The sequence below is a fragment of the Amycolatopsis sp. NPDC114478 genome (assembly GCF_055633805.1).
On sequence record NZ_JBVKDO010000009.1, the window covers coordinates 143,313 to 169,593 of the forward strand.

A 26,281-nucleotide genomic window follows, 5' to 3' on the forward strand; every position below is an offset into this window, starting at 1 on the left:
AGCCACCGCCGTATCCCTGGGAAAGGACAACAGTGACCGTTCCGAGCCTCGCACGAGCATCCATTGATGTCACCGTCGGCGTCGACACCCATTCCGACATCCACGTCGCTGTCGCCCTCGACCAGCTCGGCAGACGACTCGGCCAACTATCCGTCCCGACCACAGCCGCCGGCTCACAGCAACTGGAAACCTGGGCGACGACCTGGGGACCGATATCAGCGTTCGGGGTGGAAGGCACCGGCAGCTGGGGCGCCAACCTCACCCGTTACCTGCTCAGCCACGGCCACCGAGTCATCGAAGTGAACCGCCCGGACCGCTCCACCCGGCGGCGCCACGGCAAGACCGACCCTCTCGACGCCGAGGCCGCAGCACGGGCAGTGCTGGCCGGCACCGCCACCTCGACCCCCAAAAGCGGCGATGGCCGGGTCGAAATGATCCGCACCCCGCACCTGACCCGACGATCAGCGCAGAAGGCCCGCCGTCAGACCACCAACCAGCTCCACGCCCTCATCGTGACCGCCCCAGACACCCTGCGGGACCAACTGCGCGGGCTCAGCATCGACAAACTCGTCACCCTCGCCCTGACGTGGCGTCCCGGCACGGCACCCCACACGGTCCTGGCCGTCAGCAAACTCGCGCTGCGCACCCTGGCCCGCCGCTACCAGCAACTCACCGACGAACTGACCGAACTCGACCAGCACCTCACCCGCCTGGTCAACACGGTCGCCCCGCACCTGCTGGCCACCAAAGGCCTCGGCCCGCACACCAGCGCCACCCCGCTCATCGCAGCCGGGGACAACCCACAGCGGCTACGCAGCGAATCCGCCTTCGCCCACCTCTGCGGCGTCGCTCCCATCCCCGCCAGCTCCGGCAAAACTATCCGCTACCGCCTCAACCGCGGAGGCGACCGACAAGCCAACTACGCCCTCTACATCCTCGCCGTCACCCGCATGGCCTGGGACCCCGCCACCCGCGCCTACGTCCAACGACGCACCACCGAAGGGAAAACCAAGAAAGAGATCATCCGCTGCCTCAAACGCCACATCGCGCGAGAGAGATCTACAAACTCCTCACCAGGCCCGAACCAGCACCAGCCACAACAACTTGACACCCATAGGAGCTTCGGAAAAGCCGAACGCTTCAACCGGACCCTCACCGAGGAATGGGCCTACAGCCAGCCGCCGGTCAGTCGCGTCCCCAACCTCACGAGGCGACTCAGCTAGCCGACGGGGCGTCCAGCACGATCAGCGCGTTGCGGATCCCCTGCTCCAGCACACCATCGGACAGCTGGCGGTCAGCCAGGGCGCGAGCGAGCTGCAGGGTCCCGACCATCAGGGCGTAGATGCTGAGCGTCTTGACGCGCGCCGACGGTGGGTCGTGCGGCGCCAGGCGGGCGGCGATGTCGTCGATGACGGCCAGCACGCTGCCGGTGTAGGCCTCCTTGGTCGGATCCGCGCAGCGGCCGATCTCGTCCAGCAGCGCGGCGGACGGGCAGCCCTCTTCGGGGTTGTCGCGGTGCTCGGGCGAGAGGTACGTGCGCACCATCTGCTCGACGCCGTCGCGGCCGGGCGGGAACGAGGTGAGCCACTCGCGCTGACCGCGCAGCTGCTCGGATACCACGGTGGCGACCAGGTCCTCTTTGGACTCGAAGTGGGCGTAGAAGGCGCCGTTGGTCAGGCCCGCGTCCTTCATGAGCGTGGCGACGCCGGAGCCGTCGATCCCGTCGCGCTTGAGCCGGCGGCCGGCCGTCTCGATGATCCGCTGCCGCGTCGCCTGCTTGTGCTCTTTCGCGTACCGCACCACGCGCGCCTCCACTCACCGGGACCGAAGCCCTTATGTTAGTACGATCATAATCTAAGTGTGGCCGGGTCCCTTGCGTCTCCGATCCGCCCGGTCGTATTGTAGTACGATCATAAGCTAAAGATGGGTGACTGAGATGAAGGCGTTCGTCGTCGATCGCTACGGGAAGAACGGCAACACACTGCGGGCAGGCGACGTGCCGGAACCCGCCGTCGGCGAGCACGACGTGCTGGTCGAGGTGCACGCCGCCGGCGTCAACGCCCTGGACTCGAAGATCAGGGACGGGGAGTTCAAGCTCTTCCTCCCCTACCGCCCGCCGTTCGTGCTGGGCCACGACGTGGCCGGTGTCGTGGTCCGCGCCGGGGCCCGCGTGCGTGAGTTCAAACCCGGCGACGAGGTCTACGCGCGCCCGGGCAAGGACCGGATCGGCACCTTCGCGGAGTTCATCGCCGTCCACGAAGACGACCTCGCCCTGAAGCCGAAGCGGCTCACGATGGAGGAAGCCGCTTCGGTCCCGCTCGTCGGCTTGACCGCCTGGCAGGCACTGATCGAACGCGCCCGGCTGCGAAAGGGGCAGAAGGTCTTCATCCAGGCGGGTTCCGGCGGCGTGGGAACGTTCGCGATCCAGCTGGCGAAGCACCTCGGCGCGACCGTGGCCACGACCACGAGCACCGCGAACGTCGACCTGGTCGAGCGCCTCGGCGCCGACGTCGTGATCGACTACCGCAAGGACGACTTCGAAGACGTCCTGCACGACTACGACGTGGTCCTGCACAGCCTCGACGGCGAGGCGCTCAAGAAGTCCCTGCGGATCCTGAAGCCCGGCGGCAAGCTCATCTCCCTCTCCGGCCCACCCGACCCGGACTTCGCGCGGGAAATGGGAAAGCCGTGGATCCTGCGCCCGGCGACACGCGTGTTGAGCCACGGAATCCGGACTGCGGCCAAGCGCCGCCAGGTGGACTACTCGTTCCTCTTCATGCGCGCCAGCGGCCCCCAGCTCCGCGAGATCACCTCGCTCATCGACGCCGGTGTCATCGAGCCGGTCGTGGACCGGGTCTTCCCCTTCGACGCGACCAACGACGCCCTGGCGGACGTCGACAAAGGACGCGCCAGAGGCAAGGTCGTCGTCACGGTGCGCTGAACTTGTGGCTTTCCCGCCGCCGCGAATCGCGGACGTACGGTCGGCGTGGGTCTCAGCCGGCTTGGGTGTGGCGCTCAGTTGCCGGCGCGGAGTTCGGTGTTGAGGCGCTGGGCTTCGTGGAGCTGGTCTTCGAGGGTGACGATGCGGCAGGCGGCGTCGATGGCGGTTCCCCGGTCGACGAGTTCCCGCACGCGGGCGGCCAGTCGCAGCTGCTGGCGTGAGTAGCGGCGGTGCCCGCCGGTGGAGCGTTGCGGCGTGATCAGCCCGGCTTCGTCGAGGCTGCGCAGAAAGCCTTGGGTGGTGCCGAGCATGTCGGCGGCCCGGCCCATCGTGTAGGCGGGGTAGTGCTCGTCGTCGAACTTGTCGGCCGCGCCGCGCGTGGCCGGTCCTGCTTGCTCAGGGATCATTCGACCTCCACATCACAAAGGACCCCGGGTGCCGCGCACGGCACCCGGGGTCCTCAAGGGTTGGGTTTCACCATTGTCAACCGGCGCGACCGCCGGCTTCCTGCACCCGCGTCCGGCCGAAAGCCGGGTGTCGCGGGGATCGCTTACTCGTGACCGAGCACCACCTCCGAACTCGATGGGACTGCGGCACCCGCGCGGCGCTACTACCCAGCCGCTGCGGGCGATCCAATGATGCTCCCGATCCCTTCTCTCCTGTGTTTTCCACTTACTGGGTACTGCTGGTACTTCCGGTACTGCGTTCACTGCTGCCTGCGCCACGGCTGGAACCCTTCCACTGATCGGTCCCAGCACGCTGACGCCGCTGGCCACTGCCCGGAGCCCCGTTCACTGATCGGCTCCGGCCACCTGACCGGTCCTGCCACTGCACTTGCGACTTGCACAAACAACTACGAGTACTGCTGATCTTCACTATCGGTACTGCCGAACTCGCGGCCACCAGCCGAAACCTTGTTCCGTGATCGGCTCCGCGCTGCCTGACCGCCTTGTCTCACCTCGCGGGTAGTTACGTCCTCTCCCGCGCCTGCTTGACGTTGTCTTCCTCGTTACGAGAAGAACACTACACACACCCGCCATCCAATGTCTACTTCAGTCGGCATAGATTTTCTGAGACGTGTGGGGCTGGCAGTGAGGAAGAGGGGTGCGACCGTGAGTGACGAGGCCGTCCAGGATCCGCTCGAGAAGCGCTACGGCCTGACCGAGGTCGCCGACCTCGAGGAGTACGCCGAGGCGCTGACGCGGTTGCTGGAGCGGGGACGACGGGAGCGGTGCGTGGCGGTGGTGTCGGAGGCCGAGGCCTACGCGGCGGCGGAGCTGCTCGGCCAGTTCGCGCAGCTCGATCCGCATGCGGCGCTGAACCAGCTGGCCGCGTCCTTGGCCAGCAGGCTCTACAGCCGCCTCGGCGCCTGACCGGCACGAGAGGATGAGGTCGCCTCCCGACCGTGGCGAGGTCAACCATCGCCTGACAACCGACGATTTCCCCCGGACGGCTCAGCGCCGATCCCCCAATCGGTGTGATTTTCGCACGAGTGGGGTAGTCAAACTTCCAGTTCTGGGGTTTCGGCGCGCAGGAACCCCGGGATCAGGCTTCGCCGGTCCAGACCCGAGGGCCGGCGAAGCCGCCCGGGCCGGGACCTCTCCCCCGGGTCATACTGGGTCCGTGACGACGGGGCCCCTGATGACCGCAGTGGACGACACCGGCAACGGTTCGGCGCGCCGCCGCCGGGTCGACCCCGAACGCCGGGCCCAGCTGCTCAGGGACCTCGAAGAGCTCGTGCTCGCCGAGGGCTTCATGGCGCTGAGCATGGACGATCTGGCGCACCGGCTCCACTGCTCGAAGGCGACCCTCTACAGCGTGGCCGGCAACAAGGAACAGCTGGTGGTGGCCCTGACGAAGGGGTTCTTCAGGCAGGCGACCGAGCAGATCGAGCAGGCCGTGGCCGAGGTCGCCGATCCGCGGCTGCGCATCCCGGCCTACCTGTCGGGGGTCGGCCGGGCGATGAGCCGGTGTTCGACCCAGTTCTACGCCGACATGATCGGGCTCCGGTCGACCGCGAGCATCTACCGGACGAACTCCGCGGCCGCGGCCCGGCGCGTCCGGGAACTGGTCGCCGAAGGCGTCGAGGAAGGCGCGCTGCGGTCGATCGACGGGAGCTTCGCCGGGCAGCTCGTGGCGCTGGCCATCGAAGGGGTCCAGTCCGGGGTGCTCCTGCAGGGCGGCCTGAGCGCGGGTGAGGCGTACACCGAAATGGCCGATCTTCTGCTGCACGGTCTCAGCGCGCCACCGTCAGCGGATTGACGATCCGATGGAGATGCCGCCGTCGACGTCCAGGACCACGCCGGTGACGTAGCCGGCGGCGTCACTGGCCAGGAACGCCGCGGCCTCGGCGATGTCCTCCGGCCGGCCGGTGTGGCGCATCGGGATCTTGCCCGTGAGCTTGTCGCGGGCGGGGCCGTTCATCGACGCGAGCATCGGGGTCTCGATGAGGCCCGGCGCGATGGCGTTGGCGGTGATGCCGTGCCGCGCGCCCTCGAGGGCGAGGGTGCGGGTCAGGCCGACGATGCCGGCCTTGGCGGCCACGTAGTTGGCCTGCCCGAAGTTTCCGCGCCAGGACATGGACGAGAAGCTGATGACGCGACCGTACCCCTGGCGCTTCATGGGCCCGAACGCGGCGCGCGCGCAGTGGAAGCTGCCGGTGAGGCTGACGTCGAGCACCGCGTGCCAGTCGTCGTCGGTGATGTCCTCGACCCGGTTGTCGCGGATGATGCCGGCGTTGTTGACCAGGACGTCGAGGCGGCCGAACTCCTCGACGACGGCGGCGATCCAGGCGTTCACCTGGGCGGAGTCGGTCACGTCGACGACGTCGGCATGGGGTTGACCGGTCAGGGCTTCGCCGTTGACGTCGGCCACCGCGACAGTGGCGCCTTCGGCGGCGAACCGGGTCGCCATGGCGAGCCCCAGGCCCTGGGCGCCGCCGGTGATGGCGACGACGCGTCCGTGGTAGCGGTTCATCGGTGGTCTCCGGTCTCGAGAAACGCGCGCAGGGCGTCGGCCACCGAGCTGGCCGGCCAGTTGTCGGCGAAGGTGGCGAGTTCCTCGCTCAGGGCGGGTTCGGGCGCCACACCGTCGATGCGGTGCAGCAAGGTCTTGAGCCGCTGCTGGGCCGGACTGGCACGCGCGGCCAGCTGACGGCAGATACGTTCGGCAGTGGCGTGCAGATCCGCCTCGGGGACGATCGCGCGGAGCCAGCCGGTGCCGGCGAACGCGGTCGCGGGCAGCAGCTCGCCGGTGAGCAGGAGCCAGCGCGCCAGCCCGCGCCCGACCGCGCCGGGCAGCCGGACGCTGGATCCGCCCGCCGGGACGAGCCGGCGGGCGAGGTGACCGTCGCCGATGAGCGTGGTGTCGGCCGCGACCACGACGTCGCAGGCCAAGGCGAGCTCGAGACCGCCGGCGACGGCGTGGCCGTGCAGCACGGCGACCCACGGTTTGGTGGCGGCCGCGATCCGGCTGAAGCAGGCCGAGACGTCGGTCAGGAAGCCGACGGGATTCTCGCCCCGGTCGTGCAGCTGGAGGAACTGGTGGAAGTCGCCACCGGCGCAGAAGCTCGGCCCGGAACCCGCCACCGCGACGACCGCGGTGGCGGGATCGGCCTCGGCGCTGGTGATCTGCTTGTCCAGCGCTTCGATCAGGGTGACGTCGAGGGCGTTGCGCCGCTCGGGGCGGTTGAGCCGCAACCACCGGACGGCGCCGCGTTGCTCGGCGAGAAGCGGTTCGGTCACCGTGTCCCCGCGGTCAGTTCGGCTCGCCGCCGGCGCAACAGGTAACGCTGCGTCTTGCCACTCGGTGTCTTGGGCAGGGCGTCGATGAAGTGGACCGTGCGCGGGTAGGCGTGGGCGGCGTAGCGGGTCTTGACGAGCTGCTGGAGTTCGGTGGCCAGCGCCGGCGAGGCGTCGTGGCCGTCGCGGACGACGACGTAGGCCTCGATGACCTCCCCGCGGACGTCATCGGGGGCACCGATGACGCTGCACTCGGCAACGGCGGGGTGCTGGGCGAGGACGCTCTCGATTTCGAACGGCCCGATGCGGTACCCGGCCATGATGATGACGTCGTCGTCGCGCGAGGAGAAGAAGAAGTCGCCGTCCGCGTCGAACCGCCCGGCATCGCCGGTGAGGTACCAACGCCCGTCGGCGGTGAACTTGGCATCGCTCTGCCCGGGGACCTGGTAGCCGCTAAAGGTCATCAACGGGCTCGCCGCGACGTCGATCGCGACCCGGCCGAGCACACCCGGTTCGACGGGCTCGGCCTGGTCGTCGGCCAGGACGGTGAGGCTCCAGCCGGGCACCGGCCGGCCCATCGATCCGGCTTTGAGGGGCCGGGCGAGTTCCGGGTGCTGGTGGTTGGCCAGTGGCATGCCGACTTCGGTCTGGCCGAAGTGGTCGTGCACGGCGAGACCGAGCGCGGCCCGCGCCCAGTCGTTGACCTCGGGCGTCAGCGGCTCCCCCGCGCTGGACGCCCGTTCCAGGCTCAGCTCCCTCGGCACCGGCACCGACGAGGAGCGCAGCCCTCGGTACACGGTCGGGGCGGCGGTGAAGTCGGTGATCGAGTGCTCGATGAGCGTGCGCCAGGTCGTCTCGACGGAGAACCCGCCCGCCAGCAGCAGGCTCGGGATGCCGGCGGCCAGCGGAGCGACGATGGCGGAGTACAGCCCGTAGGCCCAGCCGGGGTCGGCGGCGCACCAATAGCTGCTTTCCGGGGTGACACCCAGGGCGTACTCGAGGTAGATCTGCCAGCCGGCGATGTAGGAGACGGGGTGGATCACCCCCTTGGGCTTGCCGGTCGTGCCGGAGGTGAACATGTGCACCAGCGGCCCGTCCCCGCTCGTGGTGACCGCGGGCACCGGCTCCGGGGACGCGACGGCGGCCAGGTCCGCCAGCGACGCGCCGGTGACGACGCTGCGCCGCGGGTCGTGCGGCAGGTCGGGGCCCGGGTCGAGTTTGTGGCGCTGGTCGAGGTCGACGACCACGACGTGCGCGCCCGAGCCGGCCAGCCGCAGGGCGATCGCCTGGGGCGCGAACGCGGTGAACAGCGGGACGTAGACCGCGCCGAGCCGCCAGATCGCGAGGATGAGCGTGACCAGGTCGGTGCTCTTGCCCATCAGGGTCGCGACCCGGTCGCCGGGGCCGACGCCGAGCCCTTGCAACGCGCGCGCGTAGCGGTGCGAGCGCGCGGCCAGCTCGCCGTAGGACAGCGTGAAAGGCTCGCCGTCGACGACGGTGAACGCGACGCGGTCGGCTGGGTGCCGATCGCACAGCAGCCACGACACGTCGAGGACGGGTGCGCCGAACTCCGCGGTCAGCTCGGCGACCCGGTCGGCGGCGCTCACTTCTGCCCCTTCCGGTCGATGATCGGCAGGACGAGCCGGCTGGGGTGCTCCGGCCCGTGGTGGATGCGGTTGATCGCGGGCACCATCTGCTCTTCGGTCTCGCGGGCGATGACACCGCCGGTGTTGGTGTTGCGGTCGTAGCGTGGGAAGTTGCTGCTGGAGACGTCCAGGCGGATGCGGTGCCCGGGCAGGAAAACGTTGGCGGTGGCGGTCAGGTCGACGGTGATCTCGTAGACCGTGCCGGGCTCCATCAGCTCCTCCGTGGCGAGGCCGTTGCGGTAGCGGGCGCGCAGGATCCCGTCGCACAGGTTGATCGCCTTGCCGTCGGGGAAGACGTCGACGAGCTTGGCGGTGAAGTCGGTGTCCACTGTGGACGAAGACACGAACAACTGCACGGACACCGGCCCGGTGACCTCGACGGGCTCCTCGAGCACAGGACCGGTGAAGCACAGGACGTCCTCGCGGCCGGCGACGGTCCGCTGGTCGACCGGGCCGCCGAACCCCGGGGTCATCGGCAGGCACGCCCCGCCGGCCGTGGGCACCGGGCGGCGCGGGTCGTAGAGGTAGGTGTCGTGCTCGGCGACGGCCGCCGGCTCGGTCGTCAGCACGCCGTCGCCGCCCGCGGTGTTGGCGTGGCCGGAGCTGCCGAGGTGGAAGTCGGTCCACGTCGTGTCGGGCAGCGGCCAGTCCTGCTCGTCGCGCCACTCGTCGATGCCCATCACGAAGATCTTCACCGGGGCCACGCCGTCCAAGGCGGCGGTGTCGCCCTTCACCCAGTGGTCGAAGAACTTCACGTGCAGGTCGGTCAGCCGCATCAGCTGGGGCGCGGCCATCGCGCCGAAGGAGCGGTCGGGGTAGACGCCACTCGCGGAGAGGTGGTCCCACGGACCGATGATCAGCCGCTGGCCCTCACGCGCCTGCTCACTGCCGGCGTTCCGGCGAGCGGCGGTGAAGGTGCGGACGGTCTGTCCGATGTAGAGGTCGTACCAGCCGCCGATGTTCAGCGCCGGAGCGGTGACGTTCTTCAGCTCGGGCGTGAGCTCCATCGCGTCCCAGTACCCGTCGTGGGACGGGTGGGCCATCCAGTCGTCCCACCACTTCCCGTACGCCGCCAGGACCGGGACCTCGGCCGTCGGCAGCACGTCGTTGAGGGACTCCTGGGTCAGCAACGCCTGGACCAGCTCCTGCACCTGGGACGGCGAGCCTTCGCCGATCGCCAGGGACCGCTGCGCGTCGGCCGTGTACATCATGGCGTTCCACCACGTGACCAGGCTCAGGGAAAGCGCACCGCCCGCGGAGTACCAGGGCGCCTCGTAGTTGTCGATCGAGGTGACGCACGGCGCGATCGCCTTCAGGGCGGGAGAGCCGGTCGCGGCGGCCTCCCACTGGACCATCCCGAGGTAGGACGGCCCGTACTTGCCGACCGTGCCGTCGGACCACGGCTGGTCGGCGATCCACGCGAGGGTGTCCTCGCCGTCGGCCCGGTCGGCCATGTGCGGCACGAACTCGCCTTCGGAGCGGTTCGTACCCCGGCAGTCCTGCACCACCAGCGCGTAGCCGGCCTCCAGCACCGCCAGCACGTTGGGCATGAGCTCGTGGCCGAGCCCCATCACGTCCTTGCCGTACGGGAGACGCACGAGCAGCGTCGGCCCCTCGCCGTCGGCCAAGCGCCACACGTTGGCCGCCAAGGCGACGCCGTCCCGCATCGGAATCCGGACATCTATGTCGTACACGTGCGTCATTCGGCGCTCCTCGACGAGCTGAACGGCGGTTTCGGATGAGGGTACGTTAGACAGCACATCTGTACCCTGTCAACGTACCGCCCGGCGAGAGCCCGCGGCCCAGGTAAACCGATCGGTTTCCAATCCGCCGGAATCGGGTTAACCTCGCAGGATGACGACCGAGGCGAAGCCGGGCCCCCGCGAGCGGCTGCTGGAAGCCGCCGCCACGCTCACCTACCAAGAGGGTGTCGGCATCGGCGTCGAGGCGCTCTGCAAGGCGGCGGGAGTGTCGAAGCGCTCCCTCTACCAGCTGTTCGAAAGCAAGGACGAGCTCGTGGCGGCGAGCTTGAAAGCGGGCGCGCCCGCGTTCGTGGCGGGCCTGCTGCCCCCGCCCGGCGACGGCCGTTCACCCCGCGACCGGATCCTGCACGTCTTCGAGCAGGTCGAGGCACAGGGGCGCGCGCCCGGGTTCCGAGGCTGCCGCTACTTGTCCGTGCAGATCGAGCTCAAGGACCAGCGGCACCCCGCTAGCCGCGTGGCACGCCGGATCAAGCGCAATCTGCTGACCTTCTTCCGCACCGAGGCCGAGCAGGGCGGAGCGCGCGACCCGGAACTGCTGGCGCGGCAGCTCATCCTGGTCTTCGACGGTGCCAGCGCCCGGGCGGGGATCGGGGTCGAGAACCTGAAGGGGCTGATCACCCCGACGGTGGTGACCCTGCTCGACGCCGCGGGCGTGCGCTGACCGGCCGGCTCACGAGGAAGCCGGTGGCGCCCAGCCACCCGTGACTTCCTTGGTCGACTTGTGGGGGAAGCGGCGCTCGGCGTATTCCTGCGCGCGGGAGCCCGGCAGGACGTACAGGGTCTCCCGCTTGTCCTGCAACGGGCGCAGCACGGTGTTCATGAAGGCTTTGCGATCCGCCAGGTACGGCCCCAGGACGTCCTCGCCGGCCGGGCAGACGGCCACGCAGTAGCCCGACTTGTAGCCGGGCGGGTTGCTCAGGCTTTGCCACATGGAGGCGCTTTCGGAGTCGGTGACGCGGGCACGGTAGTCGGCGGCGTCCCGGCTGTCGGCCACGGTCTGCGCCCAGTCGGTGAACCCGCTCATGAACTCGCGGTAGTTGTGCGTGGTGCAGGCCAGCCCGTCGAACGCCCCGTCCTTGTCGATGGCCCCCACCGGGCAGGCGGTGACGCACAGCTTGCAGTCGATGCAGGGGTTGTAGTCCAGCGCCCGCCCGTACTCGCTCACCTCGGCGTCCACCAGCACGGTGACCAGCAGCACGAAGCTGCCGAACTTCGGGTGGATGACGTTGCGGTGCAAGCCCATCACGCCGAGCCCGGCGGCCACCGCGACCGTCTTGTGCGCCACCACCCAGATCCGGTCGGTGCCGAAGCGATCCATCTCCTGCGGGAAGCCGACCGAAGGGTTGAGTGCGCGGTAGCCGGCGTCCTGCAGCGCCCGGGTGACCTCGCGGGCGGTGTGGTTGGCCTGTTCGTCGGTCTGGTGGAACTCCTGGTTGGCCACACTGCGGGCCGGCGATCGGCAGTTGTCGCGGTTCATCCGGAACACCATCGCGACCAAGCTGCGGGTGCCGGGCAACGCCGCCGAGACGTACTCCCGCTCGCCCGCGAGATCGGGGTGGTCGAGGCTGACCGCGGCGGCGTCGTCCGCACCGGCGGCCAGACACAGCTCACGCAGCCAGGCCGCGTCGATCACCGCGGGCGGCTTCGGCTCGCCGTCGGCTCGGCGCCGGGCGAGCACGGCCCGCACCGACGGATGCGCGGCCAGCTTGGCCGGCAGCTTCGGCTCTTCTCCGGCCCCCACGGTGGTCATCCAGCCTCCCGAGCTCAGCCGGAAACCGATCGGTTTCCGGTCTCCGCCCACGCTAGCACCTCGGCTTGCCCTCTGAAACCGATCGGTTTACGCTGCTGGAAACCGATCGGTTTACCCCGTGCCTCACCCAGGAGCAGGCGAGATGCCCCAGCCGACGATCCACGTTCCCGGCACCACGACCCACACCCTCCCCCCGCGGGAAGGACACCGCGAGGGGACGCTGCGCTACCTCAAAGGCGGGACCGGCGCTCCCCTGGTCCTGCTGCACACCGTCCGCACGCAGGCCGAGCACTTCCGCAGCCTCGTCCCGCTGGTCGCCGGCCACTACACCGTCTACGCCCTCGACCTGCCGGGGATGGGCTACTCCGAGATCGTGCCCGGCGCCTCCTACGACGAGCCGGCCATGCGCGCGGGGGTCGAACGCCTCCTGACGGAACTCGACCTCGAGGACGTGACGCTGCTGGGTGAGTCCATGGGCGCGGTGCTCTCCCTCACGACCGCGGCCGACCTGCCGGAGCGGGTCCGGCGCGTCGTCGCGGTGAACACCTACGACTTCCGGGGCGGGATCGCCCGATCCGGCCTGCTCGCCCGGCTGGTGGTCACCGGCGTGCTCGCCCCGGGCGTCGGCCCGGTGTTCGCCCGGGTGGAGCCGAAGGCTGCGCTCCGGCGGATCTTGCGGGGCGGCTTGGGCGACCGGAGTGCCTTGCGTGAGGACTACGTGGACGAGCTCCTCCAAGTGGGCAGCCGCCCCGGCTACCCGGGGGTGGCCCGGGCCGTCTACCGGAGCCTGCCCAGCCTCATCGCGGCCCGATCGCGCTATCCCGAAGTCAAGGCTCCCATCCACCTCGTCTACGGCGAACAGGACTGGTCACGGCGATCGGACCGGGCCGCGAACAAGGACCTGCTGCCCGACGCCGAATACACGGTCGTGCCGGGAGCCGGCCACTTCATCGCCCTGGAACGGCCCGACGTGCTGGCCGGCGTTCTGAACGCGGTGGCGTCGTGACCGACCGGGTACGCGTGGTCGCGCACGAGGTTCGCCGTCTCGAAGTCGCGGTCGACCCGCCGTTCGAGGAGTTCCGTGACCGCTACGAGAAAGCGGTCCCTCCCTTCGACCCCGGCCACTTCTTCGACGGCGGCCCGGGTGGGACCGATCTCGTGATGCGGGTGGCCGGGCACCGCCGCCGGTGCACGACCTACCTGATGGGCAACCACACCGTCGCCGAGCGCATGTACCGCCACGACTCCGGCATCATGCTGTACGCACCGCTGCGCGTCGCCATCCACGAGGACCACGACGATCGGGTGCGGCTCACCGTCGACCAGCCGAGCACCCGCTTTTCGAGTTTCGACGACCCGGAAGTCGCGGCGGTCGGCGCCGAGCTGGACGACAAGCTCGCCGCCCTGTTCACCGCACTCGACATCGCGGTGCCGGCCGAACTGGCCGGCTGATGTCGACGCCGAGCCCCGGTCGACCGGCGTCACCGCTGTCCGGGGCGCTGCTCCTTCACCCAGACCGCCACCTGCGTCCGGTTGACGAAATCCAGCTTGTTCAGGATGTGCTGCAGGTGGGTCTCCGCCGTCCGCTGGGCGATGACCAGGCGGACGGCGATCTCGCGGTTGCTCAGCCCCGCCGCGACCAGGCCGGCGATCTCCGACTCGCGCCGGGTCAGCGGCGGGAGAACCGGGACGTCACCGGGCACCTCCCGCCCACCTGACGCCGGGGACGCCGCGGGCGCCAGGATGCGATGCGGGTTCTGCCGGCGTCCCTCGGCGAACACTTCCTCGAACCGGGCGTCGCCCAGCGCGTCGCGGGTGAGCTTCAGCGCTTCCCGGTGGGCGAGCGATACCGCCACGTCCGGTTCCGCGCCGCACCGGTCCCACAACGCGGCCGCCGTGCCGAACAAGCGGGCCGCGCCCGCCCAGTCCTCGCGCCGGGCGGCCGCCCACGCCAGCCCGTCCACGCGGTACGCCGCGGACAGCACGTCGGCGCCACGCAGATCGATTTCGAGCGCTTCCCGGATCGCGCGTTCCCCGGTTTCGAGGTCGCCGCCCATCGAGATTTCGACCACGCCCAGCCCGAACAACGCCATCGAACGGTAGGAATCGTCCTTCGCCGTTTCACACAGGCTGCGCATCGACTCCAGCAGCCGCCGGGCACCGGCGAGATCACCGCGGAAACCCAGCGCCACCGCCTGGATGAACATCGGGTGCAGGCGTGGCCGGACGGCACCGCGCTCGCTGAAGATCCGCACGGCTTCGGCGGCGTTCTCCAACGCGTCCGGCTCGATCGCGAGCATTCCCACGAACGCCCGGGCGTGGCGGATGTACGGAACTGCCTCGTCGTCGCAGCTGCTTTCGGCGCGCGCCAGTCGCTGTCGGGCGCCGGGCAGGTCCGCGTGCAGCGCCGCGCACAGGGCGGCGATGGCCTGTCCCCGCGCCCGCCCCGGAGCGTCCGGCGCGACGGCGGCGAGCGCGCGGTCGACCCACTTCCGCAGCTCCCACGCGGCACCGCGGGCCACCCAGTACTCGATCACGCTCGTCGCCATCCGGAGCGCGACCACGGCCGCCTCCGGCGTGCGCAGGGACCACGACAGTGCCGCCCGGATGTCCGCGTGCCGCTCCGAGAGGCACGCGAACCACTCGTCACGCCGGGGGCCGAACCACTCGTCGTCCGCGCGCCGCAGCAGCCGTGCGTGGTGGTCGCGGTGGCGCCGGGCCACGACGTCGGCCAGGCCGGCACCGGCAAGCCGCTCCTGGCCGAACTCGCGCAGCGCTTCCAGCAGGTGGTAGCGGGCGCCGGCCGTCCCGTCGACACGCAACAACACCGACTTGTCGACCAGGCCGTCCACGCCGTCCAGCACCGCGCCACGCTCGAGGCTGCCCTCGCAGACGTCCTCGGCCGCGCCCAGGTCGAACGGTGCCGCGAACGTCGAACAGCACGCCCAGACCGTTTGCTCGACGTCGGTGCACAGGGAATGGCTCCACTCGACCGTGGCCCGCAGGCTGCGCTGCCGTTCGGGGAAGGACCGCGCGCCGGTGGTCAGCAACGTCAAGCTCGCGCTCATCCGCTCGGCGATCTGGCCCGGCGACAGGGCGCGGACGCGGGCCGCGGCCAGTTCGACGGCCAGCGGCAGCCCGTCCAGCTGGCGGCACAGCCTGACCACGGGGGCCACGTCGTCCTCGGTGATCCGGAACGACGGCAGCACGGCGGCCGCCCGGTCGGCGAAGAGCCGCACGGAGTCGTAGGACAGCACGTCCTCGACGGTCCGGGCGCTCTCCGGCGGCACGGCCAGCGGCGCTGTCGACATGACCCACTCGCCCGCGACGCCGAGCGAACAGCGGCTGGTCGCCAGCACCACGAGGTTCGCGCAGTGCCGCAGCAGCGACGTGACGAGTTCGGCGCAGCAGGCGACGAGGTGCTCGCAGTTGTCCAGCAGGAGCAGCATCCGCCGCTCGCGCAGGTGCGCCAGCACCGTGTCCCCGGCCGACCGGGCGGCCGTGTCGTGCAGGCCGAGGCCGTCCGCGAGCGTGCGCGTGAGCAGAGCCGGGTCGCGCAGTTCGGCGAGCCCGACCACGGCCACGCCGTCGGCGAAGGCCCGGGTGACCGAACTGGCGACCCGCCCGGCGAGGCGCGTCTTGCCCACCCCGCCCGGGCCGGTCAGCGTGACCAGGCGGGCCTTGCCGAGCAGGCGCCGCAGCTCGCGCTCGTCCTCGGCGCGGCCGACGTAGCTCGTCAGCTCCCCCCGCTCGGCCACCCCTGGGTCGTCCGCCGTCATCCCATCACCCGAATCCGTCGCAGCCCACATCTTGATCGTCCGCGGAACGCCTGTCCACGCGCCGGACACCGCGGATCTACGTATTTCCGACGAAGCGTCCGGCGGAGGCCGCGCACCAGAATCGGCGCTCCCAGCGATACCCGTCCGCACCGGAGGTCGACGATGACCACCCCGCCGCCTGGTCACGGTGCCGCCGCGGCGGCGATCGCCCGTGCGGTCGTCGCCGGTGTCCGACACGCGCTGCCCGAGCACGCCGCGCTGTTCGACGCCTCGGCCACGGAGTTCGTGGCGGCGCTGGTGGCCGCTCGCCGCCCCGGTGGGCCGCTCGGGACCTTCACGGGAGCCGCCGCTTTCCGCCGCGCCGGCGTCGCCGAGCACGAGGTCGGCGGCGACGTCGACCGGCTCGCCCGCGCCTACCAAACCGGTGGCCGGCACGCCCTCCCGGTCATCGCCGAGCTGGGCCGCCGCGCCGACGCCGGCGTGGTCGGAACCGGCGTCGAGGCCGTGCTGCGCTGCGTCGACGTCCTGATCCGCCTGTCCACCGAGGCGTACCGCGCCGCTCAGGCACCGGACGTGCCGGCCCTCCGGCAGGACCTCCTGCGCGCGATCACGACCGGCCGGCCGTGGACGGGGCTGGCCGTGCGCGCCGGCTGGACACCGCCGGACCGCGTGGTCGCCGTGGTCGTGGCGGCGGGCACGGATGGCCCGCGGCTCGGTCCCGAAGTGCTGGCCGACCTCACCGCCGAGCACCCGTTCCTGCTCCTGCCCGCCACGGCCGACCTGTCGCGGGTGCTCGGCCCGGAGCCCGCGGCGGCCGGGCCGGCCGTGCCCCCGTCGGAGGCGGGGACGTCGCTGCGCTGGGCCCGGCGCACTTGGGAACTCGGCCGGCGCGGGCTGGTGCCGGGCGCGGGCCTCGTCCGGTGGTCGGAGCACCTGACCACCCATTGGCTGGTCGCGGACGAACTGCTCACCGGCGTCCTCGCCACACGGGCGCTCGCGCCGCTGTCCGGACTCTCGCCGAACCAGCGCGGCAAGCTCGCCGACACGCTCGACGCCGTGCTCGCGGCCCGGGGCGGAGCACCCGAAATAGCCGCACGGCTGGGCATCCACCCCCAGACGGCCCGCAACCGCCTCCGCCGCCTCCGGGCGCTGTTCGGTGCCCGGCTGGAGGTCCCCGAGGAGCGGCTGACCCTGCGGATAGCCCTGCGTGCCCGGCGCGTCCTGGATCCGGAGGCGGTTCGGTGACCGGCCGCGGAGCGCTCAGGGGCGCACCCGGATGACGGTCTTGCCCTTGCGCCGCTCGCCCGGCTTGAGCGCGGGGAGGGCGTCGTCGAGGGGCGTGACGGTTCCGATGTGCGTGCGCAGGCGCCCGTCCCGCACCCGGTCGACGATCTGCACGAGCTGATCCGGAACGGACTCGACGACGAAGTCGATCGCGAGCCCGTCGGCGGGACGAGCCTCGACGGGTCCGACCACCGACACGAGTGTCCCGCCGGGCCGGACGATGCTCGCCGAGCGCCGTTGGACGTCCCCGCCGATGACGTCGAAGACCAGGTCGACCCCGCCGATGCCGGTGAGGTCGTCGTGGTCGAGGTCCAGGAACTCGTTGGCGCCGAAGTCGAGCGCCGCCTGGCGGTCCGCCGCGCGCCCGGTACCGATGACGTAGGCCCCGAACTCCCGGGCGAGCTGCGTCACCGCGGACCCGACCGCGCCGGCGGCACCGTGCGCGAGGACGCTCTGGCCCGCCTGCAGCCGCCCGTGCTGGAACAGGCCCTGCCACGCGGTCAGGCCGGAGATCGGCAGGCCGGCGCCGACGGTGAAGTCGACGTCCCCCGGCAGCGGCGCGAGGTTGCGGGCCTCCACCGCGACGCGCTCGGCCAGGGTTCCGTCGCGGTGCCAGTCGGCGATCCCGAAGACCCGCTGCCCCACCGAAAGTCCCGTGGTGCCGTAGCCGAGGGAGGAGACCACGCCGGCGAACTCGTGGCCGATGATCGCCGGGGTTCGGTCATGACCGGAGCGATCGACCCAGGTCGAGGGCCACTCCCACTCCGCGGGGACGAAGCCCGACGCATGGACGTCGACGAGGACGTCGTTGATCGCCGGGGTCGGTTCGGGCCGCTCGGCGAGGGTGATCCCGGCAGCTTCCGCGGCCTGGTCCGTCGCGACGATCGCCTTCATCGGTACCTCCGGGTGTCTCGTGGGCCGTTTTGGGCTTGCTAGCCCATTAATGGCAGTGAACACGACCTGGAGTGGGCTGTCAAGCCCACTCTGCGGTATCGTGTGGGTATGGAAGCGAGAGTGCCGCAGAAGCTCACCGGCAAGGGGCAGGCGACCCGGGCCCGCATCCTCGAGCACGCCGCGGAGCTCATCTACACCAAGGGCGTCCACGCGACGAACAACGAGCAGCTCCGCCGCGCCGCGGGGATCAGCGGGTCGCAGCTGAACCACTACTTCCCAACCAAGGAGAGCTTGGTCCTGGCGGTCATCGAGTGGCAGGCCGAGCGCGTTCTCACGTTCCACCGCAGTGAGCGGTTCACCCGCTTCGAGACCCTCGACTCGCTTGAGGAGTGGGCGGACCACTACATCGCCTACGAGCGCTCGTACCAGGACGGCTGCAGCCTCGGCTCCCTCGCCAGCGAGATCGTCAAATCGGATCTGGACGTCCGCGCGGAACTGGCGAACGCCTTCGAGCAGTGGCGCGACATCTTCCGGGACGGACTCGAACGGATGCGGCAACTGGGCCGCCTCACCGCGGAGGCGGATCCCACTCGTCTGGCGTACCTCCTGCTCTCAGCGTTTCAGGGCGGCATGCTTCTCTCCCAGGTCGCCCGCGACATCAGTCCGTTGAAGGAAGCCCTGAGGGCAGCCATCGACCACGTGCGGACATTCGCGGTGCCCACCGCTGTCGCCGGACTCGAAGATCAGTAGCCGCCAGCGGCTCCCGTCGGGTCAGGCGAAAACTCCTGGTCGCACCACAACCGGCGCGGACGGCCCGGGCGGAGAGTCCGCCGGCCGCCGATACTCGGCGATTGTCCACAGTGGCCAGGAGTCCGAACAGATCTGCCACCACGAGCCAGCACGAAGAGTAACCGAAGCGCGAGAGATCCTCACGATCGCCACAAGCGAAAACCGAGCTATTTTCAAGAAATCCACGCCGGTAGCAGCTTCCGCGATCACTCTGAGTATCGGGGTGCGGATGAGGTCGCATGATCATCGCGGTAGGTTTCCGGCGTTCCCCGGGGCCCGACGACGCGTCCCCGACCCTTCTCCCGTCAGCGCGTGCCCCGTGGCACGTGCTGTTCGCCGTGCCGAAAGGAAGTTGCTTGACCGCCACGACGTTGACACAGGTGCTTCGCGAGACCCACACCGTCACCGGGATCACCCGGCTGATCGTGCGCTGGGACCGCGAGACCGGCTGGGCGCACCTGGCCATCGCCGTTTCGAGCCACGGCCCCGTCTGCTTCGCGGGCTTCCACCGGTTCGCCGGCGGAAGCGCCGAAGCCGTCGCCGCCGAGCTCGCCGCCGCCGGGTGCCTGTCCGCTCCCCCGCTCCACCTAGACGACATGCTGTCGGAGATCGAAGCCGTGCTCCCGGAGGTGGCCGCGGATGCGCGTCGATGACCTGCACCTCACCGGGCTCGGCAGCGACGTCGGCGCGCTGACCCCGGTCGCGGTCCCGCTCGCGGCCGGCGAGTTCACCGCCGCCGAGGCCGACCGGACCGGTCAGCTCTCCACCGCCGTCGCCGGCCTGCCCGGGCCCGAGCTCGCGGTGCGCGCCGGCCGCGAAGCCCTGCGCCAGGCCGAAACCGCGGCCGGCGAACCGGTCTGGCCGACGCTGTGCCTGCACGCCGGGATCTACCACCCCGGGATCGACTTCTGGCACGCCGCCTCCTACGTCCGCGACCGGCTCGGTGTCGGCGCCGGCGCCGGGCTCACCCTGGAGCTCGGCGCGATGAGCAACAGCGTGGTGGCGGGCCTGGACGTCGCGGCGAGCGTGCTGGCCGGCCGCCCGGACCACGAGGCCGCGCTCATCACCGCCGGCGACCGGTTCGGCGCGCCCGGGTTTCCGCACTGGAGCACCGATACCGGCATCGTCTACGGCGACGCGGGCAGCGCGGTCGTCCTTTCGCGACGGCCGGGCCTGGCCCGCGTCCGCGCGATCGCCTCCTACACCGACCCGTCTCTGGAGGGCCTGCAACGCGGGGACGAACCGTTCCGCCCGGCCAGCGTCACGGCCCACCGGTCGCTGGACATCCGCCACCGCAAGCGCCAGTGGCTCGGCCGCAACGGGGGCCCGGCGCACGTCGACGCCCGCAACGCGGACGGGGTGACGGTGGTGGTGAAGACAGCGCTGTCCGACGCCGGCGTCGACCTGCCGGACATCGTGAAGGTCTGCGCCCCGCACTACGGGCGGCGCCTGATGCAGACGCAGGTCCTGCGCCCGCTGGGCATCCCGGAGTCCCGCACGATGACCGAGCTGGGGCTGCGCGTGGGTCACCTCGGTGCCAGCGACCAGATCGTGGCCCTGCACCATCTGCTCCGCACGGGCGAAGCGAGCCCGGGCGAGCACGTGCTGCTGCTGGGCATCGGGGTGGGGATGACGTGGACGGCCGTCGTCCTGCAGCTCGGCCCCGCGGTCGCGACCTGACCGGCCCGCGGGACGGGTCCGCCGATGCCGCCCGCTCAGGGCGGCATCGGCGCCGAACCCGGCACGGCCGCGGGCACCTCGACGACCGTCACCCGCACCCCTGCCGCGCGGATCGCCGCCACGCTGCCCGCGTCGGCCGATGAGTCCGTGATCAGCTCGTCGACTTCGGTGATGTCCCCGATCCGCGCCAGCGTCCGCTTGCCGAGCTTGCTGCCGTCCGCGATGACGACCACTCGTTGCGCGCGGGCGAGCATCGCGCGGTTCGTCCTCGCCTCGTTCTCGTCGTGGGTGGTGATGCCGCCCGCCGCGTCGATGCCGTCGACCCCGATGAACGCCGTGCCGATGTTGATCGACGCCAGCACCTGCTCCGCCCATGGGCCGACGAGCTCGTAGGACCGCGGCCGGGAGACACCGCCGACGACGACGAGCTTCACCCGGGGCCGCAGCACGATCTCCATGGCCGTGTTCAGCGCGTTCGTCACCACCGTGAGGTCCGCGCGGTCGGGCAGCTCCTTCGCCAGCCCGCCCGTGGTCGTGCCGCCGGTCAGCGCGATCACGTGCGGACCCGCGGGCAGCCTGCGCACCGCCTGCCGGGCGATCGCCCGCTTCGCGTCCTTCGACTGGCCTTCGCGGTACCGGACCGGCAGCTCGTAGGCCACCCCTTGGGCCAACGCGCCGCCGTGGGTCCGGGTCAGCAGCCGCTGCTCCTCCAACGCCGTCAGGTCCCGGCGCAACGTGGCTTCGGAGACGCCGAACCGGCGCGCGAGCTCACCGACGTGCAGGCGGCCCGTTTCGCCCAGTTCGCGCACCATCTCCGCCATCCGCTGGGACCGGGGCGCGCGACCCCGGACCCGCGCATCAGCAAGGCTCATATCTGCACACTATACGACCGTTTCGAACACTTTCGCGCATCGATCCGACAACTCACCAGGGGCAACGCGGCAAACGAACATCCGCGATGCTCGTTTGCGCGGCAACTCTTGCCCACCGGACACCGCACGACGTACCACTGGGCGGAGCCGGCCGAACCGGCCCCGACCCGAAAGGTGATGTGGGTGTCAGAGCACGAAAAGCAGCCGGGCGAAAGCCGCACCGCCGGCGAGATCCGGCAGCAGCCCGGCACGTGGCCCGAGGTGGCGCGGACCGTCGCCGCCGCCCGGGCCGACATCGACCGCCTGCTCGGCGACGCGCTCGTCGATCCGCGGACCCGGATCGTCCTGACCGGCGCGGGGACCTCGGCCTACATCGGGGAGGTCGTGGCGCCCGACCTCGCCCGGCACCTCGGCCGGCCGATCGAGCCGATCGCGACGACGGACATCGTCGCCGACCCGGACTCCGTCGCCGACGACCGGCCGGTGCTGCTGGTGTCGTTCGCCCGCAGCGGCGACAGCCCCGAGTCGGCCGCCGCGGCCGAGCTGCTACAGCGGCTCACTCCCGCGCTGCACCACATCGTCATCACCTGCAACCCCGCCGGCGCTCTGGCCCGCCGCTGGGCGGACGCCAAGAACGCGGTCGTGGTGGCGCTTCCCGACCGGCTGAACGACCGCGGCTTCGCCATGACGTCGTCGTTCACCGGGATGACCTTGGCCGCCCTGCTCGCCCTGGGTCTCGAGGTGGACGTCGATGCCGCCGCCCGGGCCGCGGAAGACGTCCTGCGCACCGCGGCGAGCCGGGCGGAAGCGGTCGCCGCCGCCGATCCGGCCCGGCTGGTCTACCTCGGCTCCGGCGCGTTCAAGGGGCTCGCCCGCGAGGCCGCGCTGAAGTGCCTCGAACTCACCGCCGGCGCGGTCGTCGCCGTCGCCGACACCCCGCTGGGCTTCCGGCACGGCCCCAAGTCGATCCTCGACGACCGGACCGTCGCGATCGTCTTCCCGTCCGGCGATCCGTACACCCGCCGCTACGACGACGACATCACGCGCGAGCTGGTGGAGTCCCTGGGACCCGAGCGGGTGCTGGTGATCGGCTCCGACGCCGGCGAGTGGCCGATCCCGGGAATCGCGCACCTGCCCGACTCCGTGCGGGCCATCGTGGCGGCCATCCCGGCGCAGTCGATCGCCCTGGCGTGTTCGCTCGCCCACGGCCTGACCCCCGACAACCCGTTCCCCGGCGGCGAAGTCAACCGCGTGGTCCGCGGCGTCGTCATCCACGAGTTCCCGACCCCGGCGGAGGGCTGAGCCATGTTCCTCGGTGTGGACGGCGGCGGCACGAAGACCGCCTTCTGCCTGGTCGACGCGGCAGGACGCGTCGTCGCGGAAGCCCGCACGGCCGGCCTCTACTACCTGCAGCAGGGCATCGACATCGTCGAACCGTTGCTGCGCCAGGGAATCGGCGAAGTCTGCGCCACCGCGGGCATCGACGTCGCCGACCTCTCCTACGCCTTCTTCGGCATCCCTTGCTACGGAGAGATTTCCGCCGACGTCCCGGTGCTCGACGCGCTCCCCCGCCGGATCCTGGGCGACGTCGGTTACGCGTGCGGCAACGACATGATCTGCGGCTGGGCGGCCTCCCTCGGGGGCGCGGACGGGATCAACGTCGTCGCGGGCACCGGGTCCATCGCCTACGGGGAACACCTCGGACGGCGGTGGCGGGCCGGCGGCTGGAGCGAGCTGTTCGGCGACGAAGGCTCCGGCTACTGGGTGGCGGTCCAGGGTCTCGGCGCGTTCTCCCGGATGAGCGACGGGCGCCAGCCGGCGAGCGCGCTGGCCGAGGAGATGCGCCGGACGCTCGGCGTGACCACCGACCTCGACGCCATCGACATCGTCATGAACCGGTGGCACGGGGACCGCGGGAAGATCGCGGACCTCAGCAAGGTCGTCACCCGCGCCGCGGAGGCGGGCGACCCCACGGCGGCGGTCATCCTCGGCCGCGCCGGGCGGGAGCTCGCCCTCCACGTCGAAGCCGGTGCCGCGGCGCTGGGGTTCGAGCCGGAGCAGACCGTGCCGGTCTCCTACTCCGGCGGCATGTTCGGCTCGACGCACCTGCTGGGCTCTTTCCGCGAAGCGCTCCAGCACGGCAGCCACGGCTACGAGCTGCGAGAGCCCCTGCTGCCGCCGCACGTCGGTGCGGCGGTCTACGCCGCCCGGCTGGCGGGCCGGCCCATCCCGCTCGACCGGATCTCCGCCGTCCCCACCTTGGAGGGGTTGTCATGACCGCACCGAAGCGCCGCGCCGCCTGGATTCCCTACGCCGGCCTGCTGGTCCTGTTCTGGGGTGTCTGGGGCGCGTTCTCCAGCCTGCCCACCTCCCGCTACGGCTACCCCGACCCGATGGTCTACGTCATCTGGTCGGTCACCATGCTCATCCCCGCGTACTTCTCCCTGCGCGGGCAGAAGATCGACCGCCGGCCGATCGCCGCGGTCTACGGCCTGCTGATCGGCCTGACCGGCGCCGGCGGGCAGCTGGTGCTGTTCAAGGCGCTGACCATCGGGCCGGCCTACATCATCTTCCCGATCGTGGCGCTCTCCCCGGCGATCACCGTCTTGATGGCCTTCGCGGCCCTGCGGGAACGGCTCACCGCGCTCAGCTGGATCGGCGTCGGCCTCGCCTTGGTCGCGATCGTCCTGTTCTCGGTGTCTTCGGGCGACTCGCAGGAGACCAGCGGAACGTACCTGTGGCTCGCGATCCTGGTCTGCGTCGCGTGGGGCGTGCAGGCGTACTTCATGCGCAAGGCGGCCGTCGTCGGGGTCAACGACGCGACGACGTTCGGCTGGATGACCGTCAGCGGGCTCCTGCTGATCCCCGTCGCCATCATCATGATGGGCGGCCTCCCCCTGTCGTTCCCGTGGCAGGCGCCCGCGTTGACCGCGATCACGCAGCTGCTCAACGCCGTGGGCGCGCTGTTCCTCGTGATGGCCATGAGCCGGGGCAAGGCCACGATCGTCGCGCCGATCACCAACGCGCTGGCGCCCGTGCTGACCATCGTGCTCTCGCTCATCATCTTCCAGACCCTGCCGACCGGGTTCCAGGTCGCCGGCATCGTGCTCGCGCTCGTGGGCTCGTCGCTCATGGTCTACAGCACGGAAAAGAGCGGCGAAGAACCGTCTGTGGCCCCCGCGCCGGCCGAACGCCGGGAAGCCGCGTCGTGACGACGATCCTCACCGTCACTCTCAACCCCGCGATCGACGTCACCTACCGGGTGGCCGGGCTGGCGGTCGGCGAGACCGTCCGCGTGGCGAGCGTGCGCAGCCGCGCCGGCGGCAAGGGCGTGAACGTCGCCGCAGTGGCCCGGCACCTGGGCAGCGACAGCTTCGTCCTGGCGTTGTCCGGGCGCGCGGAGCCGGACGAGTTCCGGGCCGGTCTCGACCGGCTCGGTCTCCCCCACCGCCTGGTCCCGGCGCTGGCCGCGGTTCGCCGGACCGTGGCGGTCGTGGAGGACAACGGCGTCACGACGAGCTTGCAGGAGCGCGGCCCGGCCGTGGCGGCCGGCACCCGGGACGAGGTCATGGCGGCCTTCCGCGCCGAGCTGGCGGACGGTGTGGGAGCGGTGGTCATCTCCGGGAGCGTGCCGCCCGGGCTCGGCGACGACGTGCCCGCCCGGATGGCGGTGCTGTGCGCCGAATCCGGCGTCCCGGTGATCGCCGACGTCTCCGGCGCCGCCCTGCGCGCCGCGGCGACGACGGGGAGCGTGCTCGTCCCGAACCGGGACGAACTGGCCGAGCTGTTCGGAAAGCGCGTCGACGTCGTCGCGGCCGGGCGGCAGCTGGTCCGCGACGGCGCCGCCGCCGTCGTCGCCACGCTCGGCGAAGAGGGCGTGGTCGCGGTGACCGCCGAGCGCGAGTTCGCGGTCCGGCCGGTCGAGCGGGTCGTCGGCAACCCCACCGGCGCCGGTGACGCGGCCGCCGCCGCGCTGGCCCGCCACCTGGCGACCGCCGGCGGAGTGTCCGGAATGGACTGGTCCGCCGCGCTGGCCGACGTCGTCGCGACGTCGGCCGCCGCTGTCCTGCGCCCCGTCGCGGGCGAAGTCGATCTCGAGGTCCGAGCCGGCTGGCTCGGCGCACTCACCGTGAAGGAGACCGCGTGAACACCGACGCCCGAAGCATTTTCACCGGCCTGCGCGGGGCGGTCGGGGCGTTCAACGCGATCCTCCTGGAGCACGCGGAGGCCATCGTGGCGGGTGCCGAGCAGGCCGGCCTCCCCGTCATCCTGCAGATCTCCCAGAACGCCGTCCGCTACCACGGTTCGCTCGACCCGTTCGGCAGCGCGTGCCTGAGCATGGCCCGCGCCGCCGCGGTGCCGGTCCTGGTGCACCTCGACCACATCGACGACGAAACGCTGGTCGACCAGGGTCTCGCGCTGGGCATCCGGTCGATCATGTTCGACGCCGCGAGTTCGGCCTACGCGGAGAACGTGACGCGCACCCGGACGGTCACCGAACGGTGCCATGCCGCAGGGTGCTGGGTGGAGGCCGAGCTCGGCGAGATCGGCGGCAAGGACGGCGCGCACGCCCCGGGCGTCCGGACCGACCCGGCCGAAGCGGCCGCGTTCGTCGCCGCGACCGGCGTCGACTCCCTCGCGGTGGCCGTCGGCTCGTCGCACGCGATGGCCGGCCGCGACGCGGTGCTGGACGACGAGCTGATCGGCCGGCTCGCCGCCGCGGTGCCGGTACCGCTGGTCCTGCACGGCTCGTCCGGAGTCCCCGACGACGGCGTCCGGCGCGCGGTCGAGCACGGCATCCGCAAGGTCAACGTCGGCACCCGCCTCAACCAGGTCTTGACGGGCGCGGTCCGCGCAACGCTGGCCGAAAGGGAGAGCCTCACCGACCCACGCAGGTATTTATCACCGGGCCGCGACCGAATGCGCGACGAGGTCGCACGGCTGCTGCAGCTCCTGGCCGGCGCCTGACGTCCCCCACCGGGTGCCGGTGCCGCCCTGGAGTCATCGAGCCTCGACGACCACTCCGAACTCACCCACGACGGCCGTCGCCTGCCTGATCATCGCGCTGCTCGGCGACATCGACCGGCTCCGGTCCCTGGGGAACCTCCTGTCGTTCTTCACCCGACCTGCCGGGCGCCGAACC

26 protein-coding genes are annotated in these 26,281 nt (G+C 71.3%); 16 read left to right on the forward strand and 10 right to left on the reverse strand.

The genetic code is table 11. The features are described from left to right. Positions 1-32 precede the first annotated feature (32 nt). Positions 33-1,223, forward strand: a complete 1,191-nt coding sequence (locus ACZ7OH_RS25180; RefSeq protein ID WP_470283000.1) for an IS110 family RNA-guided transposase — start codon at positions 33-35, stop codon at positions 1,221-1,223. On the opposite strand, the gene ACZ7OH_RS25185 is transcribed toward ACZ7OH_RS25180, so the two are convergent. Continuing rightward, entirely contained in the window at positions 1,216-1,803 is a 588-nt protein-coding gene (locus tag ACZ7OH_RS25185; RefSeq protein WP_470283001.1) for a TetR/AcrR family transcriptional regulator, read from the reverse strand. The two genes, ACZ7OH_RS25180 and ACZ7OH_RS25185, sit on opposite strands and share 8 nt — an antisense overlap. A 133-nt stretch (positions 1,804-1,936) precedes the next feature. Here ACZ7OH_RS25185 and ACZ7OH_RS25190 point away from each other — a divergent pair, with 133 nt between their 5' ends. Next, on the forward strand, positions 1,937-2,941 hold the full coding sequence (locus ACZ7OH_RS25190; RefSeq protein WP_470283187.1) for an NADP-dependent oxidoreductase: 1,005 nt from the start codon (positions 1,937-1,939) through the stop codon (positions 2,939-2,941). Positions 2,942-3,015: 74 nt separating this feature from the next. Here ACZ7OH_RS25190 and ACZ7OH_RS25195 read toward each other — a convergent pair whose 3' ends face one another. After that, positions 3,016-3,348, reverse strand: coding sequence for a helix-turn-helix domain-containing protein (locus ACZ7OH_RS25195; protein ID WP_470283002.1), 333 nt, complete (start codon positions 3,346-3,348; stop codon positions 3,016-3,018). A 705-nt stretch (positions 3,349-4,053) separates the two neighbouring features. Between ACZ7OH_RS25195 and ACZ7OH_RS25200 the strand changes: the two genes are divergently transcribed. Together ACZ7OH_RS25200 and ACZ7OH_RS25205 are read left to right on the forward strand one after the other, a co-directional pair. After that, positions 4,054-4,314, forward strand: a complete 261-nt coding sequence (locus ACZ7OH_RS25200; protein ID WP_470283003.1) for a hypothetical protein — start codon at positions 4,054-4,056, stop codon at positions 4,312-4,314. 250 nt (positions 4,315-4,564) lie between these two features. Beyond that, entirely contained in the window at positions 4,565-5,203 is a 639-nt protein-coding gene (locus tag ACZ7OH_RS25205) for a TetR/AcrR family transcriptional regulator (protein ID WP_470283004.1), read from the forward strand. Here ACZ7OH_RS25205 and ACZ7OH_RS25210 read toward each other — a convergent pair. Genes ACZ7OH_RS25210 through ACZ7OH_RS25225 form a run of 4 tightly spaced genes read right to left on the reverse strand, consistent with a single transcriptional unit; the run spans position 5,192 to position 10,030 of the window. Continuing rightward, the gene (locus tag ACZ7OH_RS25210; protein WP_470283005.1) at positions 5,192-5,917 is read right to left on the reverse strand and encodes an SDR family oxidoreductase; all 726 of its coding nucleotides are present in this window, start codon (positions 5,915-5,917) and stop codon (positions 5,192-5,194) included. The genes ACZ7OH_RS25205 and ACZ7OH_RS25210 overlap by 12 nt on opposite strands. Beyond that, the gene (locus ACZ7OH_RS25215) at positions 5,914-6,684 is read right to left on the reverse strand and encodes an enoyl-CoA hydratase/isomerase family protein (RefSeq protein WP_470283006.1); all 771 of its coding nucleotides are present in this window, start codon (positions 6,682-6,684) and stop codon (positions 5,914-5,916) included. The genes ACZ7OH_RS25210 and ACZ7OH_RS25215 overlap by 4 nt, the downstream gene beginning before the upstream one ends. Further along, positions 6,681-8,288: an AMP-binding protein gene (locus tag ACZ7OH_RS25220; RefSeq protein WP_470283007.1), complete on the reverse strand. Its 1,608-nt coding sequence runs from the start codon at positions 8,286-8,288 to the stop codon at positions 6,681-6,683. The genes ACZ7OH_RS25215 and ACZ7OH_RS25220 overlap by 4 nt, the downstream gene beginning before the upstream one ends. Next, a complete protein-coding gene (locus ACZ7OH_RS25225) occupies positions 8,285-10,030 on the reverse strand; it encodes a CocE/NonD family hydrolase (RefSeq protein ID WP_470283008.1) in 1,746 nt (581 codons plus the stop codon). The genes ACZ7OH_RS25220 and ACZ7OH_RS25225 overlap by 4 nt, the downstream gene beginning before the upstream one ends. 151 nt (positions 10,031-10,181) lie before the next feature. On the opposite strand from ACZ7OH_RS25225, the gene ACZ7OH_RS25230 reads away from it, so the two are divergent. Then, positions 10,182-10,751, forward strand: a complete 570-nt coding sequence (locus ACZ7OH_RS25230; protein WP_470283009.1) for a TetR/AcrR family transcriptional regulator — start codon at positions 10,182-10,184, stop codon at positions 10,749-10,751. Between the two features lie 9 nt (positions 10,752-10,760). Here ACZ7OH_RS25230 and ACZ7OH_RS25235 read toward each other — a convergent pair whose 3' ends face one another. Then, positions 10,761-11,840 (reverse strand): 4Fe-4S binding protein, encoded by a 1,080-nt coding sequence (locus ACZ7OH_RS25235; protein ID WP_470283010.1) that lies wholly within the window; start codon positions 11,838-11,840, stop codon positions 10,761-10,763. Positions 11,841-11,982: 142 nt separating this feature from the next. On the opposite strand from ACZ7OH_RS25235, the gene ACZ7OH_RS25240 reads away from it, so the two are divergent. After that, on the forward strand, positions 11,983-12,846 hold the full coding sequence (locus ACZ7OH_RS25240) for an alpha/beta fold hydrolase (RefSeq protein ID WP_470283011.1): 864 nt from the start codon (positions 11,983-11,985) through the stop codon (positions 12,844-12,846). Next, a complete protein-coding gene (locus tag ACZ7OH_RS25245; RefSeq protein ID WP_470283012.1) occupies positions 12,843-13,292 on the forward strand; it encodes a DUF302 domain-containing protein in 450 nt (149 codons plus the stop codon). The genes ACZ7OH_RS25240 and ACZ7OH_RS25245 overlap by 4 nt, the downstream gene beginning before the upstream one ends. A gap of 29 nt (positions 13,293-13,321) precedes the next feature. Here the strand turns inward: ACZ7OH_RS25245 and ACZ7OH_RS25250 are convergent, their stop codons facing one another. Then, positions 13,322-15,619, reverse strand: coding sequence for an ATP-binding protein (locus ACZ7OH_RS25250; RefSeq protein ID WP_470283013.1), 2,298 nt, complete (start codon positions 15,617-15,619; stop codon positions 13,322-13,324). Between the two features lie 162 nt (positions 15,620-15,781). Between ACZ7OH_RS25250 and ACZ7OH_RS25255 the strand changes: the two genes are divergently transcribed. After that, complete coding sequence (locus tag ACZ7OH_RS25255) at positions 15,782-16,864, forward strand: helix-turn-helix domain-containing protein (RefSeq protein ID WP_470283014.1); 1,083 nt, start codon at positions 15,782-15,784, stop codon at positions 16,862-16,864. 15 nt (positions 16,865-16,879) lie between these two features. Here ACZ7OH_RS25255 and ACZ7OH_RS25260 read toward each other — a convergent pair whose 3' ends face one another. Further along, positions 16,880-17,797 (reverse strand): NADP-dependent oxidoreductase, encoded by a 918-nt coding sequence (locus ACZ7OH_RS25260; RefSeq protein ID WP_470283015.1) that lies wholly within the window; start codon positions 17,795-17,797, stop codon positions 16,880-16,882. A gap of 108 nt (positions 17,798-17,905) precedes the next feature. Here ACZ7OH_RS25260 and ACZ7OH_RS25265 point away from each other — a divergent pair, with 108 nt between their 5' ends. The 3 genes from ACZ7OH_RS25265 (at position 17,906) to ACZ7OH_RS25275 (ending at position 20,266) form a co-directional block, all read left to right on the forward strand. Continuing rightward, positions 17,906-18,547 (forward strand): TetR/AcrR family transcriptional regulator, encoded by a 642-nt coding sequence (locus ACZ7OH_RS25265; RefSeq protein ID WP_470283016.1) that lies wholly within the window; start codon positions 17,906-17,908, stop codon positions 18,545-18,547. Positions 18,548-18,942: 395 nt separating this feature from the next. Further along, the gene (locus ACZ7OH_RS25270) at positions 18,943-19,239 is read left to right on the forward strand and encodes a hypothetical protein (RefSeq protein ID WP_470283017.1); all 297 of its coding nucleotides are present in this window, start codon (positions 18,943-18,945) and stop codon (positions 19,237-19,239) included. Beyond that, a complete protein-coding gene (locus tag ACZ7OH_RS25275; RefSeq protein WP_470283018.1) occupies positions 19,226-20,266 on the forward strand; it encodes a ketoacyl-ACP synthase III family protein in 1,041 nt (346 codons plus the stop codon). The genes ACZ7OH_RS25270 and ACZ7OH_RS25275 overlap by 14 nt, the downstream gene beginning before the upstream one ends. Positions 20,267-20,301: 35 nt before the next feature. On the opposite strand, the gene ACZ7OH_RS25280 is transcribed toward ACZ7OH_RS25275, so the two are convergent. After that, complete coding sequence (locus ACZ7OH_RS25280) at positions 20,302-21,138, reverse strand: DeoR/GlpR family DNA-binding transcription regulator (RefSeq protein ID WP_470283019.1); 837 nt, start codon at positions 21,136-21,138, stop codon at positions 20,302-20,304. A 183-nt stretch (positions 21,139-21,321) separates the two neighbouring features. Between ACZ7OH_RS25280 and ACZ7OH_RS25285 the strand changes: the two genes are divergently transcribed. Genes ACZ7OH_RS25285 through ACZ7OH_RS25305 form a run of 5 tightly spaced genes read left to right on the forward strand, consistent with a single transcriptional unit; the run spans position 21,322 to position 26,106 of the window. After that, positions 21,322-22,440 (forward strand): SIS domain-containing protein, encoded by a 1,119-nt coding sequence (locus tag ACZ7OH_RS25285; RefSeq protein ID WP_470283020.1) that lies wholly within the window; start codon positions 21,322-21,324, stop codon positions 22,438-22,440. 3 nt (positions 22,441-22,443) lie between these two features. Next, a complete protein-coding gene (locus tag ACZ7OH_RS25290) occupies positions 22,444-23,415 on the forward strand; it encodes an N-acetylglucosamine kinase (RefSeq protein WP_470283021.1) in 972 nt (323 codons plus the stop codon). Next, a complete protein-coding gene (locus ACZ7OH_RS25295; RefSeq protein WP_470283022.1) occupies positions 23,412-24,350 on the forward strand; it encodes a DMT family transporter in 939 nt (312 codons plus the stop codon). The genes ACZ7OH_RS25290 and ACZ7OH_RS25295 overlap by 4 nt, the downstream gene beginning before the upstream one ends. After that, a complete protein-coding gene (locus ACZ7OH_RS25300; RefSeq protein WP_470283023.1) occupies positions 24,347-25,285 on the forward strand; it encodes a 1-phosphofructokinase family hexose kinase in 939 nt (312 codons plus the stop codon). Before ACZ7OH_RS25295 ends, ACZ7OH_RS25300 begins: the two co-directional genes overlap by 4 nt. Beyond that, positions 25,282-26,106 carry a class II fructose-bisphosphate aldolase gene (locus ACZ7OH_RS25305; protein WP_470283024.1) on the forward strand — a complete coding sequence of 275 codons (825 nt, stop codon included), beginning with the start codon at positions 25,282-25,284 and terminating at the stop codon, positions 26,104-26,106. The genes ACZ7OH_RS25300 and ACZ7OH_RS25305 overlap by 4 nt, the downstream gene beginning before the upstream one ends. Positions 26,107-26,281: the final 175 nt, after the last annotated feature.